This is a genomic window from Amycolatopsis sp. SID8362, from assembly GCF_010550475.1.
Taxonomy (GTDB): Bacteria; Actinomycetota; Actinomycetes; order Mycobacteriales; family Pseudonocardiaceae; genus Amycolatopsis; species Amycolatopsis eburnea.
In genome coordinates this window covers 1-16378 of sequence record NZ_JAAGNB010001623.1, presented here as the reverse complement: position 1 = coordinate 16378, position 16378 = coordinate 1, and the positions used below count along the sequence as shown (strand labels likewise).

Below are 16378 nucleotides of genomic sequence, written 5' to 3'. Positions count from 1 at the left end.
GACCACGTGCTGATGCGGTGGCCGATCGGCCGGATCGCCGCGCTGGCCCGGTCGACGAAGGCCGCGCTCGGGCCGCTGCTGCGCGGGCTGACCGGCGTCCCCGGCTTCGTCGGCGACGACGGCGTCCCGGTGCCCGGCACCGACGTCGTCGCGGCCTGCGACGCGATCGTCCCCTCGATGGTCGAGCGCGACCCGGAGTGGGCGGGCTGGTGCTCGGTGCTGGTCAACCTCAACGACCTGGCGGCCATGGGCGCGACCCCCACCGGGCTGCTCGACGCGCTCGGCGCCCGTGACGCGTCCTTCGCCGCCCGTGTCCTCAGTGGACTGCGGAAAGCGAGCCAGGCGTACGGCGTGCCGGTGCTCGGCGGGCACACGCAGTTCGGCGTCCCGGCCTCGCTGTCGGTCACGGCACTGGGCCGGACCACCGACCCGGTCCCCGGCGGCGGCGGGAAACCCGGGCAGCGCGTCTGGCTCACCGCCGACCTCGAAGGCGGCTGGCGGCCCGGCTACACCGGCCGCCAGTGGGACTCGACGAGCTTCCGCCGCACGCCCGAGCTGCGCGAACTGCTTGGTGCGGTGGCGAAGGCGAGACCAGCGGCGGCGAAGGACGTCTCGATGGCCGGGATCGCGGGCACGCTCGGCATGCTCGCCGAAGCGTCCGGCTGCGGCGCGGTACTCGACGTCGAAAAGGTGCCGCGGCCGCGGGGAGCGTCCACAGGGGACTGGCTGACCTGCTTCCCGGGCTTCGCGATGCTCACCGCCGGCGCCCCGGCACCGGCCGGGCCCGCGGTCACCGCGGCGTGCGGCGAGCTGGTGGCGGGCACCCGTGTCACGCTGCGCTGGCCCGACGGCGAACTGACGACCGCCATCGACGGCGGCGTCACCGGATTGGGGAACTCATGACGACACTGAGGATGGCCGCGGTCGCCGCGCCGTTCGACCGCGACCTCGAAGCCGACTTCGCCCGCATCGAGAAGCTCATCGGCGAGGCGAAGGCCGAGGGCGTCCGGCTGCTGGCGTTGCCGGAGGCCGCGCTCGGCGGCTACCTCGCCAACCTCGACGGCGGCGCCGAAGGACCGCCCGCGCTGGCCGACGGCGGCCCCGAAATCCAGCGGCTGGCCGCGCTGGCCGGCGAGCTCGTGGTCACCGCGGGCTACTGCGAACTCGCCGACGGTCGCCGCTACAACTCCGCGGTGTGCGTCAGCGGCGACGGCGTTCTCGGGCACCACCGCAAGGTCCACCAGCCCCTCGCCGAGAACGCCAGCTACGGCGCGGGCCGGGAGTTCGCTGCGTTCGACACGCCGGTCGGGCGGCTGGGCATGCTCATCTGCTACGACAAGGCGTTCCCCGAGTCGGCGCGGGCGCTGGCCCTCGACGGCGCGGAGATCGTCGTCTGCATGTCCGCCTGGCCCGGCAGCCGCACCCAGCCCGCCGCCGACCTCGCCGAAGACCGCTGGAAGCGCCGGTTCGACCTGTTCGACCGGGCCCGCGCACTGGAGAACCAGATCGTCTGGCTCTCGGCCAACCAGTCCGGCACCTTCGGCGACCTGCGCTTCGTCGCGAGCGCCAAGGTCGTCGACCCCGGCGGTGAGGTCCTCGCCGACACCGGTGTCGCCGAAGGTCTGGCGATCGCCGAACTCGACGTCCAGGAGGCGCTGGCCACGGCCCGGCGGTCGATGGGACACCTGGCCGACCGACGGCCCGACGCCTATCCCGTTAGTGTCCCGTGAATGGGGCAGATCCGGATCGCCGCCGTGGCCGCGCACTTCGGGCGCGACCTCGACTTCGACCTCCAGCGCATCGCGACGCTGATCGACCACGCGCGCTCCTCCGGCGCCGCGCTGCTGGTGCTGCCGGACGCGGCCCTCGGCGGGTACCTCGCCGACCTGCGCCACCCCGACCCGGACGCCCTGCCCCCGGCCCTCGACCCGGACTGCGCGCAGCTGAAGACCATCGCCTCGCTCGCCGCGGAGATGGTCGTCTGCGTGGGCTACTGCGAGGCCGACGGGCCGCGGCGCTACAACTCCGCGGTCTGCGTCACCGGCGACGGCGTACTCGGCCGGCACCGCAAGGTGCACCAGCCGCCGGGGGAGAGCGTCGCCTACGAGCCGGGTGCGGAGTTCGCCGCGTTCGACACACCGGTCGGGCGGCTGGGCATGCTGATCGACTACGACAAGACGTTTCCCGAGTCGGCGCGCACCCTGGCGGTCGACGGCGCGGAAGTGCTCGCCTGCCTCAGCGCCTGGCCGACCAGCATCACCAACCGCGCGCCGCGGATGGCCCAGGACCGCCAATCCCGCCTGTTCGACCTCTACGACCAGGCGCGCGCGGCGGAAAACCAGGTCGTGCTCGTGTCGTCCAACCAGACCGGCGCGATGGGCGGGATGCGGTTCCTCGGCCAGGCCAAGGTCGTCGGGCCCGGCGGGGAGATCCTGGCGCGGACCTGGTCGAAGGCCGGTATCGCGGTCGCCGAACTCGACGTCGAGCAGGAGATCGCCAACGCCCGGCGCGTGCTGCACCACCTCGGGGAACGGAAACCGTCGGTGTACCGGGAGGCTTGATGCGCATCGCCCTGCTGAGCTACTCGACCAAACCCCGCGGCGGGGTCGTGCACACCCTTTCCCTGGCCGAGGCACTGGCGGAACTCGGCGAAGACGTCACCGTGTGGACCCTCGGCCGCGGCGGCGACGCGGGGTTCTTCCGGCCGGTCGACCCACGGGTGCGGGTGGCGATCGTCCCCTTCCCGGACGCGCCCGGCGAATCGGTGGGGGAGCGGATCCTGCGGTCGATCGCCGTGCTGCGCGAGGCGTTCACCCCGGGCGCGTACGACGTCGTGCACGCGCAGGACTGCATCAGCGCCAACGCCGTCGACGACTGCGTCCGCACCATCCACCACCTCGACACCTTCACGACCCCGGAACTGGCGGCCTGCCACGAGCGCGCGATCGTCCGGCCGTACGCGCACATCTGCGTCTCGGCCGCGGTGGCCGCGGAAGTCCGCGCCGGCTGGGGCATCGAGGCGACGGTGATCCCCAACGGCGTCGACTACGACCGCTTCGCGACCGCGCGCCGTTCTTCTTCGCGGGGCCGCTACGTGCTCGCCGTCGGCGGAATCGAACCGCGCAAAGGCTCGCTCGATCTGCTGGAGGCGTACGCGCTCTTGGCCGAGCCGGACCTGCGCCTCGTCATCGCCGGCGGCGAGACGCTCTTCGACTACCGCGACTACCGTGTCCGCTGGGAGAAACGTGCGGCGGAGCTGGGCGTCTCGCCGGTGGTGCTGGGGCCGGTCGGGCACGACGAGCTGCCGTCACTCGTGGCCTCGGCGGCGGTGTTCGCCTTTCCCTCCACCAAGGAGGGGTTCGGGCTGGCCGCGATGGAGGCCCTGTCCGCCGGCGTGCCGGTGGTCACCCGCGACCTGCCGGTGCTGCGTGAGGTCTTCGGCGGCGCCGCGCGGTTCGCAGCCGACCCGCCGGGGTTCGCGCGCGAGCTGCGGGCCGCCCTCGACGGTGCCGACCCGGAACCGGGGCGCGCGCTGGCCCGGCGCTACCGGTGGGCCGCAGCCGCGGAGGCTCACCGGCGCTTCTACGGGGCACTTTCCGGAGGGCCCGCGGTCAGACGGTGAGGACGACTTTGCCGCGGAGGTGACCGCGCTCGATCAGCCGGTGGGCGTCGGCGATGCGCTCGAACGGGAAGGTCTCGTGCACGTGGACCCGGAGCTTGCCCTGCTCGACGAGCTCGACCAGACCGCGCAGGGCGACCGGGTCGGGGTCGACCGCGATGCCGCTGAACCGCCTGCCCGCCGCCGCGAACTTGGCGGCGAGCACCGTGTCCTCCTCGGCGACCGCGGTCACGAGGTGACCTCCGGGGCGGAGCACCTCGAGCGACCGCTCGGCGGTGTCGCCGCCGAGGGTGTCGAGCACGACGTCGATGTCCCGGACCACCTCGGCGAAGTCGGTCGTCGTGTAGTCGATCACTTCGTCGGCGCCGAACCCCTCGACGAACTCCCTCTTGCTCCCGCCGGCGGTCGTGACCACGTGCGCGCCGAGCGCCTTCGCGAGCTGGATCGCGACGTGGCCGACGCCGCCGCCCCCGCCGTGGACCAGGACGCGGTCGCCCTCGGTCACGCCGCCGAGGTCGACGAGACCCTGCCACGCGGTCAGCCCGACGACCGGCAGCGCCGACGCCTCGACGTGCGAGAGCGACGGCGGCTTGCGCACCAGGTGCAAGGCCGGCGCGGCGACGAACTCGGCGTACGCACCGGCCGCCCGCGGGAACAGGGGCATCCCGAACACTTCGTCGCCGGGCCGGAACCGCCACGTCGCCGCTGTCTCGACCACGCCGCTGATGTCCCAGCCGAGGACGAACGGCGGCGGCCCGAGCAGCGGGAACTCGCCGGCGCGCAGGCGCGGTTCGAGGGGGTTCAGCCCGATCGCCGCGACCCGGACGAGGACTTCGGTCGGCAGGGGCCGGGGCTTGGCCGCGTCAGTGACGGTGAGGACCTCGGGGCCCCCGAAACTGTGCTGGGTGATCACTCGCATTCCTCGATGGTGTCCTGGCGGGACACGGGCGTGCCACTGGTGTCCCGCCGGAGAATGCCGATAACCCGCCACGCGAGCTAGGCTGGGGTCCATGACCGAGCTTGTCCACGAGCCGGTGTTCCGGACCGACGATGCGGGCGCCTGCGAGCCACTGGCCCACGGCCAGGACATCGCCGCGCACTTCCACGACTTCGGCCAGCTCAGGTACGCCGCCTCCGGGGCACTGGTCACCACAACCGAGGCGGGCACCTGGGTAGCGCCTGCCAATCGCATCACGTGGGTGCCGCCGTTCCACGTGCACAGCAGCCGTTCGTACGGCGAGACCGACGTCCGGCTGCTTCGGGTGCCGGCCGAACTGGCGGGGCAGCTGCCCGCCGAACCGTCGGTGTTCACGGCCAGCGCGCTGCTGCGCGAGGCCTACCTGGCGAGGACCGGCGACCCCGAGCCGGTCGACAGTCCCCGCGCCCGGCTGCTCCTCGACGTCGTCCTCGCGGAGCTCGCGCGTGCGCGGCGAGAGCCCCTGCGCCTCCCGGAACCGGGCGACACCCGCCTGAAGGCCGTGACCGACCTGCTGCACGCCGACCCGGCCAGTCCGGCGACCCTGGCGGAGCTGGGGCGCCGGACCGGTTCGAGCGAGCGCACCCTCAGCCGCCTGTTCGGCAGCGAGCTGTCGATGAGCTTTCACCAGTGGCGGACGCTGTTGCGCGTCCAGCGGGCGCTGCTCGAACTCGGTGCGGGCACTTCGGTCACCGACACGGCGATCCGGCTGGGCTGGTCGAACCCCAGCAGCTTCATCGACGCCTTCACCGAGCTCGTCGGCCAGACACCCGGCCGCTACCGCGCAGCTGCGGCTGCGACGCCGGGACCGGCTACCCGGTCGCCGACGACGAGTTTCATCGGCGACCGATGAACGCCGTGACCGCCTCGGTGACCGCGCCGGGTTGCTCGTCGGGGATGAAGTGCCCGGCGCCAGGGATGACGACACCGCGTGTGTCGGCCGCCCAGGGACTCAAGGAAGCGGCCATGTCCGGGATCGACCCGTGCGAACTGGAGATTCCCAGGACCGGAACGGTCAAGGCGCCTCGGCTGAGAGCGTCGTGGTTCTTGCGTCCCGATTCCGCGGCATCGCGGTAGTAGGCGAGGAACGCGCGCAAACCGTCCCCGGTGGCGATGGCGGCGGCGTAGTGGTCGATCTCGGCACTGTCGAACGTATCCGGGGAGACTGACTTGGCCTTCAGGAACCAGTCCACGTAGTCCCGCTCGCGGCCCGTGAGGAGCAGTTCGGGAAGGCCGGGCACCGTGTGGAACGCGAAGTGCCAGGTCTTCCAAGCCTTGCCGGGGTCGGTCGGAATGGAGTCCGGGAGGGTGATTCCGGGGATGCCGGCGTCCAGCAGCGCGACCCCGTGCAGGTGCCGTCCGTGGTTCAGGGCCAGCGAGAACGCCACCCAAGCCCCGATGTCATGGGCGACGAGCCAGTACTCCGCCACACCGAGCTTGCTCACGGCGTCCTGGATGCGCGCCGCGACGGTGTGCGTGTCGTAGCTGCCGTGCGGCCGGTCCGAGTGGCCTTGCCCGGGCAGGTCGAGCGCGATGACCCGGCACCACCGGGCCAGGTCCGGCATCACCTTGCGCCACGCCCACCAGGTCTGCGGGAACCCGGCGAGCAGCACGACCACCGGGCCGTCCGGCCGGCCGCCGTCCACGGCGTGCAGCCGGCTGCCGTCCACCTCGATCCAGCGGTGGGTGAAGCCTGGCAGGCCGGGGAGGGCCAATTCCGAGATCGCGGTGTCGTCCATGTCCCGAGGCTAATCATCTTGAACTGTTTGGTTCAAGATAGGATGAGGGGGATCACCTGCCCGGCGCGAGAACGAGGGAGCCGCGAGATGGCCGGACGGAAGCAGTTCGACATGGAGGTCGTGCTCGACGCGGCGATGGTCCAGTTCTGGCGGGCCGGCCACGCCGCCACCTCCGTGGACGACCTGTCCCGGGTGACCGGGCTGAACCGCAGTTCCATCTACTCCTCGCTCGGCGACAAGGACGTGCTGTACCTGCGCTGCCTGGACCGCTACGCCTCGCGGTACGGCGACCGGTACGACCAGGCCCTCGCCGGCGCGTCCGAAGACCCGCTGCACGCCGTACGTACCTTCTTCGACGTCACCCTGCAGCGCATCGCCGACCCCGACGTGCCCGACGGATGCCTGATCGCCCAGACCGCGATGGCGATCCCGACCCTGAGCCCCGCCATCGCCGCCCGCGCGGTCCAAGCTCTGGAGTACCAGCGGGCGCGGTTGCGGGTCGCCCTGACCTCCGCGAAGCTGCCCGACGCCGAGGGCTTCGCGATCCACCTCGCCGCGGTCAACCAGTCTCTGGCCGTCATGAGCCGGGGCGGAGCGAGCGGGCAGCAGCTCCGCACGATCACCGACGTCAGCGTGAGCGCGCTCGCGCAGGTGGTGCTTTCGCGGAGCTGACGTCCGCGGCACGGGGTCGGCCTCAGCGGTTCTTGCGCCGGATCTTCATCGTCCGCAAGTCGGTGACCGCGTAGTTCAGGTCCCGGCACGGCAGGCCGTGCGCGGCCAACGCAGCGGTCGCGCCGTCCTTCGCCGCGCGTTCGTCGTCGCCCGGACCGGCCGGGATCTGGCAGCGGAAGGTGAACGCCGTCGCGTTGACGTCATGGCTGAACGTGCCTTCCTCGGTGAAGGCGACGTCGGTCTTGCCTTCCAGCGAGCGGCGAGCGCTCTCGTCGAGTGGGGCGAACTTGCCGCGGATGATCACGCGGAACGCGTCCATGTCAGGCGTCCTTCCGGGTCGCACAAGTCAAGGGTTGTTCGCCGGAAAGTGAAGCAGACTCCAAACTTGGTGTCGACTCTATTTATTTCGGCCTGTTCGGGTTTGGCGGGGTTCGCCGAACCAGTGGCCGAGCGCCGGTCCGAGGTTCTCCGGGGTGCCTGCCCAGCAGACGTAGCCGTCCGGCCGGATGAGCATCGGCTCGAGGTCGGCGCCGGTTCCGACGTGGTCCACCCGGTCCGACCAGAGTTCGGCGGTTTTGCCGAACCGGCGGCCCGGATCGATCAGCAGGCCGCGCCCCGAGCGCAGCAGCTCGTGCGACCGGACCGGGCCGAGGTCCAGATCCGGGGCGGGCAGGCCGACGAGCGGCTGGGTGCCGGTGCCCGGCATCGGGTAGCGGATGCCCATCCCGGACAACGTGTCGTCGAGGTGGTACTGCACGTCCCGCAGTCGCGTCAGCGCCGCGAACAGGTCCTTGGCGGCTGTCACGTCCGGGTCGCTGGTGCCTTCCTGGTCCATCAGCAGGCTTTGTGCCTGCACGTTGCGCAGCACGGCGGCCCCGACCGGGTGCCGTTCGGTGTGGTAGGTGTCGAGCAGGTGCGCCGGGGCCCAGCCGTGCACCGCGGCAGCGAGTTTCCACCCGAGGTTGAGCGCGTCCTGGATCCCGGTGTTCATGCCCTGAGCGCCGATCGGGAGGTGGACGTGGGCGGCGTCGCCGGCCAGGAACACCCGCCCGTGCCGATACCGGGAAGCCTGCCGGGCCGCGTTGGTGATGCGGCGGGCGTAGCGCAGTTCGAGCAGCCGCACCCGGGAGCCGAAGACGGCGTGCAGCCCGTCGCGGATCTCGTCTTCGGTGACCGGGACCTCGCGGGGGAGTGACCGGCCCGGTCCGCCCAGTGCGAGCCGGCGCAGCGGCCTTCCCCGCGCGTCGGTGCCGAGCGGGAACACCGACACCCAGTGGCCGTCGTCGCTCCTGGTGTGGGTGATCGTCCGGTCGGCGCCGCTCAGCCGGACGTCGGCGGCGACCGTGGTCCTCGTGCCCGGGCGGCCCGGGAACGCGGCCTTCAGCAACGAGCGCACGGTGCTGCGGCCGCCGTCGGCCGCGACCAGGTGACGGGAGCGGATGACGGCACCGCCGGCGAAGGTCGCGGTGACCCCGTCCTCGTCCTGGGTGAGGCCGGTCAACTCGTGGTCGCGGCGCACGTGGATGCCCTGTGCGGCAAGGTAATGCTCGAGAAAGCCCTCGATCACCACCTGCGGGATCGACCGCCACGGATGGCGGTGCCGGTCCCGGGTCAGCGGGAGGGCGAGGCCGGCGAAGTGGGCCGTGCCGATCGGGTGATTTCCGGTTGCCAGCAACGGTTCCAGCAGGCCGCGCTGGTCGAAGGCCTCCTGCGTGCGGGACTGCACCCCGCCCGCCTTCGACAGGGTGCTGCGCCGCGGCAGCTTGTCGACCAGCACGGCAGGCACCCCTGCCAGTCGCAGTTCGTTGGCCAGCACCAGGCCGGTCGGGCCGGCGCCGACGACGAGCACGTCGGTGTCCATGGGTTCTCCTCTGGTTACGTCGATCAGGACGAGAGCAACGCTCGGCCGTCGGCACCGGCTCCGCCAGAAACCGGACGGTCTGCGTCGGTATCCGACGCGCATTACGCTGGGGACGGTGGAATCCGACTACGACGAGCTGGATCGTCGCCTGGTGCACGCCCTGCAGATCAACGGCCGGGCCCCGTTCAGCACGATCGCCGGAGTGCTCGGCGTGTCGGATCGCACCGTCGCCCGCCGGTACGCCCGGTTGCGATCGGCCGGTGCGGTGCGGGTGCTCGGCGGAGTCGACCCGACGGCGCTGGGTGCGGTGCTGTGGTTCCTGCGGGTGCGGTGCGCGCCCGCCGCGTCCCTCCCGGTCGCCGAGGCACTGGCCCGCCGCCCCGACACGTCCTGGGTGAGCATCACCTCCGGAGGCACGGAGATCACCTGCACGGTCCGCACCGAAAGCGAAGCCGACACCGAAGCGCTGCTGCTGGCCAAGCTCCCGCGCACGCCCCGCGTGGAGGGCGTGACCGCGCACTCCGTGCTGCACGCGTTCTACGGCGGCCCGGACAGCCTCGTCGCCAAGCTCGGATCGCTGGACGAGGCGGCGATCAAGCGGCTGCGCCCGCCTCCGGTACCGCACCGGCCGGGACCGGTCCGGCTCGACGACGGGGACCGCAAGCTCCTCGCCGCGCTGGCCGCCGACGGGCGGACCGAGCTCGAGCAACTGGCCGCGCTCACCGGCTGGTCGCCGACGACGATCCGCCGCCGGATGACCGAACTGCGCGAGCGCGGGGTGCTGTACCTGGACATCGACGTCGACGGGACCATGTTCGGCGTCGGCTCCCGAACCCTGCTTTGGCTCTCGGCCGCCCCCGCCCGCCTGGAGGAGATCGGGACGGCGCTGGCCGCGCACCCGGAGATCGCGTTCGCCGCCGCCACGACCGGGCCGACGAACCTGTACGCGACCGTGGTGTGCGCGAACCAACGGGAGCTCTACCGGTACTTGACCACCCGCGTGGCCACGTTGCCCGCCATCACGCACATGGAGACCGCTCCGGTGATCCGGACCGTCAAACGGGCCGCGAGCCGGGTGTAGTGCCCTGGTCTCGCAAGCGGTTCGCCCGCCATGGTCAATCGGCGCCGTGGCAAGCTCAAGCCCGGCGTCGGTCCCGCGATACTGGCGGGAATGGGTCGACGCTGTCCTGGGCGTCATGAGAGGAGTGGTCACCCGTGCTGGAGCCGCTGAGGGGCGACAAGACGTCACTGCGTGAGATTGCGAGCTCGGACGGACTCGCCCTTTTCGGCATCGTGGGTGATGACCGTGTCACGAGGTTCATGTCCTTCGACAGCCGAAGCCCCGAACTCGCCCAGATGGCGGCCGATGGCGTGGTGGAGCGGGCGAAGGCGGTGCCGAGGAACGAGTACTATCTGGCGATCACGCGCGCTGGTGATGACGAGTTGATCGGCACTTGCCGTATCGAGTTGTCCGGTGTGCGAGCGGCGAAGATCGGATACATGGTCGCTGCGGACCACTGGGGGAACGGCTATGCGACCGACGCGGTCGGAACCATGCTCGACTTCGCTTTCCGGAAGCTCGAACTGCACCGCATAACGGCTGCGATCGGGCCGGAGAATCAGGCGTCACAAGCTGTGGTCAAGCGCTGGGGATTCTCTCGTGAAGGTGTACTGCGTGATCACGTGTTCACCAACGGAGCGTGGCGGGACTCCGTCCTGTTCTCGCTGTTGCACCATGAATGGCTGAAGAGCAACCGGGCATGACCGGCACATGGCCACTGCTCAACGATTCGCGTGCCGGCCGGCCGCGTCGCCGAGGTCGGCCAGATTGCGCTGGTACTGCTCGCGGGCCGGGAGGCCGCCGGCGTGAGCGCGGCTCAAGGCCGCCTCCCAATGGTGTCTCGCGCGGAGTGGGTTCCCCTCGTCGCGGGCGATGCGGGCGAGGCCGTCGTGGGCTGTGGCGTCGGTCAGGTTGTCACCATCGCCGGCCGTGAGTCTCAGCGACTCGTGGAAGCATTCCGAGGCCAGGGCAGGGGCATCGAGGTCGAGGTGGGTTTGCCCGAGGACCGTGAGGGCGTGGCTCTGGATGTCGCGGTCGCCGATGCGGCGGGCGAGGACGAGTGCCGCGCGGGCTCCTTCGAGGGCGGCGGTGAAGTTGCGCCGTCGGCGGTCGCTGTCCGCGATGGTGTAGAGGTTGCGGCACTCGATCTCCGTCGCGCCGATCTCGCGGCTGATCGTCGTCGACTGTTCGAGGTTCTTCAGCGCGGCGTCGGTGTCGCCACGGCGGAGCTGGGCGTCGCCGAGGTTGAAGAGGGCCACCGCCTTGAGGTGGGGGTTGCCGAGAACGGGATCTTGTGCCAGCACCTCCCTGGCGGCGGCGATGGCGTCGTCGTGGTTGCCGAGAGCGATGTGCGTGGCCCCGAGGTTGATCAGCGCGGCGGCCTTGTCGAACGGGGTCCCGACCCCGTCCAGCAGGGTGAGCGCTTGGTGGAAGCTGGTACGCGCTTCGAGAAAACGGCCCAGACGGAAATACGCTATGCCGAGGTTGCAGTGCGCGCGACCGGCGCCGCGGTCGTTACTTCGCTCCTGTTCGAGCGTGAGTCCCGCGCGTAGTGCCCGCAACGCGGCGTCCAGGCGACGAGCGGTTATCAGAGACTTTCCGAGGTGCCGGTACAGGTCCGCCTTGACCTCCTGGGACGCCCCGGCGTCGAGGCCGGATTCGTAGGCGGCCAGCGCCTCGTCCAGGTAGCCCTGGCGTTGCAGGACCGGCCCGAACAACGACGCCAGCTCGGCGGTCTCTTCCGGTAGCCCGTACTCGCCGGCCACGTGGATCAGCTCGGCGATGGCGAGGTGCTCGGTGTCGATCACCGATCGCACGTCGTGTGCGCTGCGCAGGTCCGGCAGCGGGTGCCGGCTCCGCCTCCGCTCCTCGTTCCCCACTGGGTGCGCCACCCGTCCGGCGGTGTGGCCGAGGTCGAGGTAGTACGCCACGACCCGGCCGATCGCTTCGGTGCGTTCACCCTCGGAGCAGAGCGAGCGGGCGAACTGGCGCAGCAGGTCGTGGAACAGGTAGCGGTCGGGAGCCCGGTTCACGAGCAGGTTGACATCGACCAGCTCTTCGAGGGTCCGGCGTGCGTCGGGCAACGCGAGGGCCACGGCGGCGGCAGCGGCGTGCACACCGAAGTCGCCCCCGGGCAGCAGGCCCAGGAGCCGGAAGGCCCGCTGCGTGGAAACCGAGAGGTTGTCGTAGGAAACGGCGAACGCCGAGCGGACGCTGCGGTCTTCCGCGGCCAGTTCGGCCAGCCGACGGCGTTCGTCACGCAGGAGGTCCGCGAGGTGCGCGACCGTCCACCGCGGTCTGCTGCGCAACCGCGACGCGGCGATCCGGATGGCGAGCGGCAGGTAGCCGCACAACGCCACCACGTCGGCGACCGGCCCATCGGCGGATTGCCGGTTCGCGATCCGGCGGAACAGCCGGCCGGCCTCGTCCGGCGGCAGCACGTCGATCGAGAGCGAAGACGCACCCTCCAGAACGGTGAGCCGACGTCTGCTCGTCACCAGCACCCGCACCCCGGGTGAGGCCGGAAGCAGGGGACGCACCTGCGCGGTGTCGACCGCGTTGTCCAAGACGACGAGCATCCGCCGGTCGGCCATCGTCGAGCGCCACAGGTCCGCGCGCAGGTCCGTGCCCTCGGGGATCTTCTCGGGCAGCACGCCGACACCCCGCAGCAGCACGTCGAGCGCCACGTCCGGCTCCAGCGGCCGTCGCCCGGGGGTGTGGCCGTGCAGGTCGACGAACAGCTGCCCGTGCGGGAACCGGCTCCGGGTCAGGTGGCCGACCCGCACCGCCAGCGTGGTCTTCCCGATACCGGGCATACCGTCGATCGCCGAGATCACCACGGCGGTGTCGGAGGCTTCCTCCACCAGCTCGACGAGATCGCGGACTTCGTCGTGGCGGCCCGTGAAGTCCGGGAGGTCGCGGGGCAAGGACCGGGGTGCCGCGACCGAAGGTTCGGAGGTGGGCGTCGACGCGAGCGCGACATCGCCGCGCAACACACGTGCGTGCAGTTCGCGCAACTCCGGGCCGGGGTCGACGCCGAGTTCGTCGGCCAGCCGGACCCGGTGCCGCTCGTACGCCCGCAGCGCGTCCGCCTGCCTGCCCTCCCGGCTCAGCGCGGTCATCAGGTGCGCGACGAACGGCTCGCTGGTCGGGTACTCGGCGGTGAGCGCGGACAGTTCGTCGACCAGACCGGTCGTGTCGCCGATTGTCACCCGCAGCCGGATCAGCAGTTCCTGAGCGGCGATCCGTTGTTCGGTCAGGGAAGCGGCCGCGGTCTCGAACGTCCGGCCGTTCAGTCCGGCGAAGGCAGTACCCCGCCACAGGGACAGGCCCGCGCGCAAGGCATGGATGGCCTGGTCGTTCGCCTCCGCGCGGGCCAATTCGGTGGCGCGCTTCACCGCCGCGGAGAACCGCAGGACGTCAGCCTGGTCGTCGTCGATGCAGAGGCGGTAGTTGCCGGAGTCGGTGACCACGGCGGCACCGGCGCTGCCGAGATCCCGTCGAAGCTTGGCGACAGCGTTGCGCACCTGGCTTCGAGCGGTCGCGGGAGGTGCGTCGTCCCACAGCGCGTCGATCACCTGTTCGGGCGACACGGTTGTGTTCGCACGGAGGACGAGCAACGCCAGCAGCCGCCGCTGGCGATGACCACTGAGCGGGCGAGCCGCACCATCGACAGTTACCTCGAGGGGTCCGAGCACGTCGATGGTGACCTCGTTCACCCCTGGATTATCCACTGTCCAACCCGATATCCACCGGTGCCCACGCGTGGATATCGGATGGATACCGCCTTCGGGCAGCCTCGTCGCATGGCTGATCACCGGGTTCCGTGAACAAGGTATTGCTGGGTACGGTGTTCTTCGCACTCGCCACGGTGGGCCTCGACGGGCCGGCGAGCGCATCCGCTGTGCCCGCCCGGATTGACTCTTTCGGTGTCGACGTCACCTACTCGAACCGGTCGATCACTGTCATCGAGACCGTGTTCGACTACGGGAACGCCGGGTCGACGACCGTGCTGCGCAAGGTGCGCGTCGTCACCGTTCCGTACCGGACGATGGTCCTCGTCGCGCGCAGGGCACCGCAGGTCCTCGAGGCCGGTTGAAGCCGGGGGCGAGCCGGCAGGATGTGGTGCAGGGGAGTCGTGCTCGGCGGACGCGCGCTCCTTGGAGGAGTTCGAGACCTTCGTGTGTGGTGAACGAGCGGAGGCGGTGGACTCTGCCGCGCGGGTTGCGGGGTGAGCAGACCGAGCCGGCCCGGCGGTTCTGGGCGCGGCACCCGGAGGCGGAGGCGGTGCTGGCGCGGTGGCGGCGGCTGGGCACGTCCGGTGAGCTGCCGACGTTGTTCACCGACTACCGGCTGCTGGCCGACAATCCGCGGAGCACGGTCACGCCCGGCCCCCGCTACCGCGACCGCCCGGGGGAGGAGCGCGTCGCCCGGGTCGTCGGGATCCACAACGTGGCGTTGCGGGCCTCAAGGGCGAGCGGGGCAACCGCCTCGACCAGTACGTGATGATGATGGAGATCGCGAGCCTGGACGCGCTGGACGTCTTCTACCCCGAGCCCGACGTCGCCACCGGCGAGGCCGCGGAGTTCGCGGCCGCCCACCGCGACACCAAGCAGATGTACGAGGAGTGGAAGCAGCTGGCTTCGTTCTCGGGCTCGCCGCAGATCTACACCGACTACCTCGCCGTCGCGGAGAACCCGGCGTAGTCCCGCACGGCCGCCGATCGAGCTAACCGGCGAGTGCCTCCGCGTTCGCCAGGTACCGTGCCACCGGTCCCAGGGTCAGCGTTCCGCCGGCGGCGCCCGCGTCCTCCGCCTGAGCGTCCCTCAGTGCGGCCGCGGCCCGCGCGGCCGCTTCGCGGTCGTCGAGGCGGACCGCGGTGTGGGCGGTCAGGCACCACATCGCCTCCTGCATGTGGTCGGGCGGTGGCTCCGGCGCTGCCGCGAGCGCGGTGCGGGCTTCCTCGTGACGGCCTTCGGCGAGCAGCACGTGGGGACGTGCCCAGGGCAGGTACGGCCCCCAGTCGAGGTGCCGGTCGGTGGGGGCGGGCCGGTCGTGCAGCAGACGCAGTCCCAGCAGGGCGAGCGGGAACAGGCCGCGGTGCAGTCCCGGCATTCCGGCGGAACGAAGGGCCTCTTCGGCGGCGCGGTACTGGGCCGCGGCCTCGGCGGGGGCCGGTCCGCCGGGCTCGGTGCTGCGGGTGGCCGTGACCCGGGCGCGGAACCACGCCGTGAGGACGGCGACGAGGGGAGCTTCGGTGGTGACGGCGAGCTGTTCGGCCGCCGTCGCGTGCGCTGACGCGGTGTCCAGATCGCCGAGGGCCGAGGCGGATTGCAGGCGGGCGAGGCGGCCGAGGACCGCGAAGTCGGGCAGGCCGTGCCTGGTCGCCAGGTCGAGGATCTCGGCGCCGATCCCGTCGCGCGTCGCCGCGAGGCCGGGGCGGGTGAAGGACTGCAGGAACACGCCGTTGAGCGCGAACGCCAGCAGTGCGGGGTCGCCCAGCTCCCGGGCCAGCGCTTCGGCTTGGCGCGCGGCCTGCCGGGCCCGGCTCAGCTCGGCTTCGGCCAGGTCGGCGGTGCGGCTTTCGACGGCGATCGTGGCCAGGAGCCGCGCCCGGAGGTCGGCGGGCCCGTCCGGGCCGAGCCGGGTGAGCGTGCGGTCGGCGGCGGTGACGACCGCACGGGACTGCTCGGGGTCGTCGGCCCGGCTCCAGATGGCGGGCACGTCGTAGGCGCCGATGATCCGGGCGGTCAGGCGCAGGTCCCCGGTGCGTTCGGCGGCGTGGATCGCGCTGAGGCGGTCACGCCGGGAGTGGATGAGCGCGTCGCCACCGGCAAACGCGAGCGTGCGGGCGAGGTTCACGGTGGTGCGGGGGCCGAGCCGGGTGCCCGGGCCGGTCCACCCGGGCGCGGGTCCGTTCAGGATCTCGGTCTCGAGACGTCGCAGGTCGGGTCCGGGATCGAGGCCGAGCTGGTCGACGAGCATCGTGCGGGCGCGGCGGAGGGTCGACAACGCGTCGGCCTGGCGGCCCGCGCGGTGCAGGGCGCGGGCCAGCAGTCCCCACGCCGGTTCGCGCCACGGGTGTTCGGTGACGTGCGCGCCGAGTTCGGCGACGAGGTCGGCGCCTTCCCCGGCGTCGAGGTGGATGCGGGCGCGCAGTTCCAGCGCCGCCAGCCGAAGTTCCTCCAGCCGGTTCCGTTCGCGGTGCGCCCACGGCGAATCCGGCAGGTCGGCGTAGGCGGGGCCACGCCAGGCCGCGAGCGCCGCACTCAGTTCCGCCACCGCGCCGGGGGAGTGGCGGGTGCGGGCGAGCGCGTCCTCGAACCGGTGGACGTCGACGTCTTCGCGGGGCAGCCGCAGCGCGTAGCCGGGGCCTTCGGTGACGATCACCTGCGGCGGGGTCCGGGGCGGCCGGTCGGGTTCGAGGGCGCGGCGCAGCGCGGCGACGAAC

Annotated in this window: 17 protein-coding genes; 11 read left to right on the top strand and 6 right to left on the bottom strand. The window is 71.8% G+C overall.

From position 1 onward, the window contains the following. From G3I65_RS50265 to G3I65_RS50250, 4 genes are all read left to right on the top strand, one after another. Positions 1-903: MSMEG_0567/sll0787 family protein (locus tag G3I65_RS50265; protein WP_160702909.1), on the top strand; the 903-nt coding region annotated here is incomplete at its 5' end. Further along, a complete protein-coding gene (locus G3I65_RS50260) occupies positions 900-1730 on the top strand; it encodes a carbon-nitrogen hydrolase family protein (RefSeq protein ID WP_160702907.1) in 831 nt (276 codons plus the stop codon). The genes G3I65_RS50265 and G3I65_RS50260, both read left to right, overlap by 4 nt. Beyond that, complete coding sequence (locus G3I65_RS50255; protein WP_160702905.1) at positions 1731-2561, top strand: carbon-nitrogen hydrolase family protein; 831 nt, start codon at positions 1731-1733, stop codon at positions 2559-2561. Then, positions 2561-3622 (top strand): MSMEG_0565 family glycosyltransferase, encoded by a 1062-nt coding sequence (locus G3I65_RS50250; RefSeq protein WP_160702903.1) that lies wholly within the window; start codon positions 2561-2563, stop codon positions 3620-3622. Before G3I65_RS50255 ends, G3I65_RS50250 begins: the two co-directional genes overlap by 1 nt. Here G3I65_RS50250 and G3I65_RS50245 read toward each other — a convergent pair. After that, positions 3612-4538 carry an NADP-dependent oxidoreductase gene (locus tag G3I65_RS50245; RefSeq protein ID WP_160702901.1) on the bottom strand — a complete coding sequence of 309 codons (927 nt, stop codon included), beginning with the start codon at positions 4536-4538 and terminating at the stop codon, positions 3612-3614. The two genes, G3I65_RS50250 and G3I65_RS50245, sit on opposite strands and share 11 nt — an antisense overlap. Before the next feature lie 91 nt (positions 4539-4629). On the opposite strand from G3I65_RS50245, the gene G3I65_RS50240 reads away from it, so the two are divergent. Next, positions 4630-5448 carry a helix-turn-helix transcriptional regulator gene (locus tag G3I65_RS50240; RefSeq protein ID WP_160702899.1) on the top strand — a complete coding sequence of 273 codons (819 nt, stop codon included), beginning with the start codon at positions 4630-4632 and terminating at the stop codon, positions 5446-5448. Here G3I65_RS50240 and G3I65_RS50235 read toward each other — a convergent pair. Continuing rightward, positions 5432-6334 carry an alpha/beta fold hydrolase gene (locus G3I65_RS50235; protein ID WP_160702897.1) on the bottom strand — a complete coding sequence of 301 codons (903 nt, stop codon included), beginning with the start codon at positions 6332-6334 and terminating at the stop codon, positions 5432-5434. The genes G3I65_RS50240 and G3I65_RS50235 overlap by 17 nt on opposite strands. Before the next feature lie 87 nt (positions 6335-6421). On the opposite strand from G3I65_RS50235, the gene G3I65_RS50230 reads away from it, so the two are divergent. Further along, on the top strand, positions 6422-7006 hold the full coding sequence (locus G3I65_RS50230; RefSeq protein ID WP_160702895.1) for a TetR/AcrR family transcriptional regulator: 585 nt from the start codon (positions 6422-6424) through the stop codon (positions 7004-7006). Between the two features lie 22 nt (positions 7007-7028). Here the strand turns inward: G3I65_RS50230 and G3I65_RS50225 are convergent, their stop codons facing one another. Both G3I65_RS50225 and G3I65_RS50220 read right to left on the bottom strand, forming a co-directional pair. Beyond that, positions 7029-7325 carry a DUF6204 family protein gene (locus G3I65_RS50225; protein ID WP_166641597.1) on the bottom strand — a complete coding sequence of 99 codons (297 nt, stop codon included), beginning with the start codon at positions 7323-7325 and terminating at the stop codon, positions 7029-7031. Between the two features lie 78 nt (positions 7326-7403). Continuing rightward, positions 7404-8867: an FAD-dependent monooxygenase gene (locus tag G3I65_RS50220; RefSeq protein ID WP_160702891.1), complete on the bottom strand. Its 1464-nt coding sequence runs from the start codon at positions 8865-8867 to the stop codon at positions 7404-7406. Between the two features lie 115 nt (positions 8868-8982). On the opposite strand from G3I65_RS50220, the gene G3I65_RS50215 reads away from it, so the two are divergent. Next, positions 8983-9948, top strand: coding sequence for an Lrp/AsnC family transcriptional regulator (locus tag G3I65_RS50215; RefSeq protein ID WP_160702889.1), 966 nt, complete (start codon positions 8983-8985; stop codon positions 9946-9948). A 134-nt stretch (positions 9949-10082) separates the two neighbouring features. Further along, positions 10083-10631 (top strand): GNAT family protein, encoded by a 549-nt coding sequence (locus tag G3I65_RS50210; RefSeq protein WP_309236064.1) that lies wholly within the window; start codon positions 10083-10085, stop codon positions 10629-10631. An 18-nt stretch (positions 10632-10649) separates the two neighbouring features. On the opposite strand, the gene G3I65_RS50205 is transcribed toward G3I65_RS50210, so the two are convergent. Then, on the bottom strand, positions 10650-13826 hold the full coding sequence (locus tag G3I65_RS50205; protein WP_239071940.1) for a BTAD domain-containing putative transcriptional regulator: 3177 nt from the start codon (positions 13824-13826) through the stop codon (positions 10650-10652). Between G3I65_RS50205 and G3I65_RS50200 the strand changes: the two genes are divergently transcribed. From G3I65_RS50200 to G3I65_RS58020, 3 genes are all read left to right on the top strand, one after another. Beyond that, on the top strand, positions 13799-14026 hold the full coding sequence (locus tag G3I65_RS50200) for a hypothetical protein (protein WP_160702885.1): 228 nt from the start codon (positions 13799-13801) through the stop codon (positions 14024-14026). The genes G3I65_RS50205 and G3I65_RS50200 overlap by 28 nt on opposite strands. A gap of 89 nt (positions 14027-14115) precedes the next feature. Further along, complete coding sequence (locus tag G3I65_RS58025; protein ID WP_239071939.1) at positions 14116-14433, top strand: hypothetical protein; 318 nt, start codon at positions 14116-14118, stop codon at positions 14431-14433. Between the two features lie 5 nt (positions 14434-14438). Further along, a complete protein-coding gene (locus G3I65_RS58020; protein WP_239071938.1) occupies positions 14439-14633 on the top strand; it encodes a hypothetical protein in 195 nt (64 codons plus the stop codon). Between the two features lie 22 nt (positions 14634-14655). Here G3I65_RS58020 and G3I65_RS50190 read toward each other — a convergent pair. Then, positions 14656-16378: BTAD domain-containing putative transcriptional regulator (locus tag G3I65_RS50190; protein ID WP_160702883.1), on the bottom strand; the 1723-nt coding region annotated here is incomplete at its 5' end.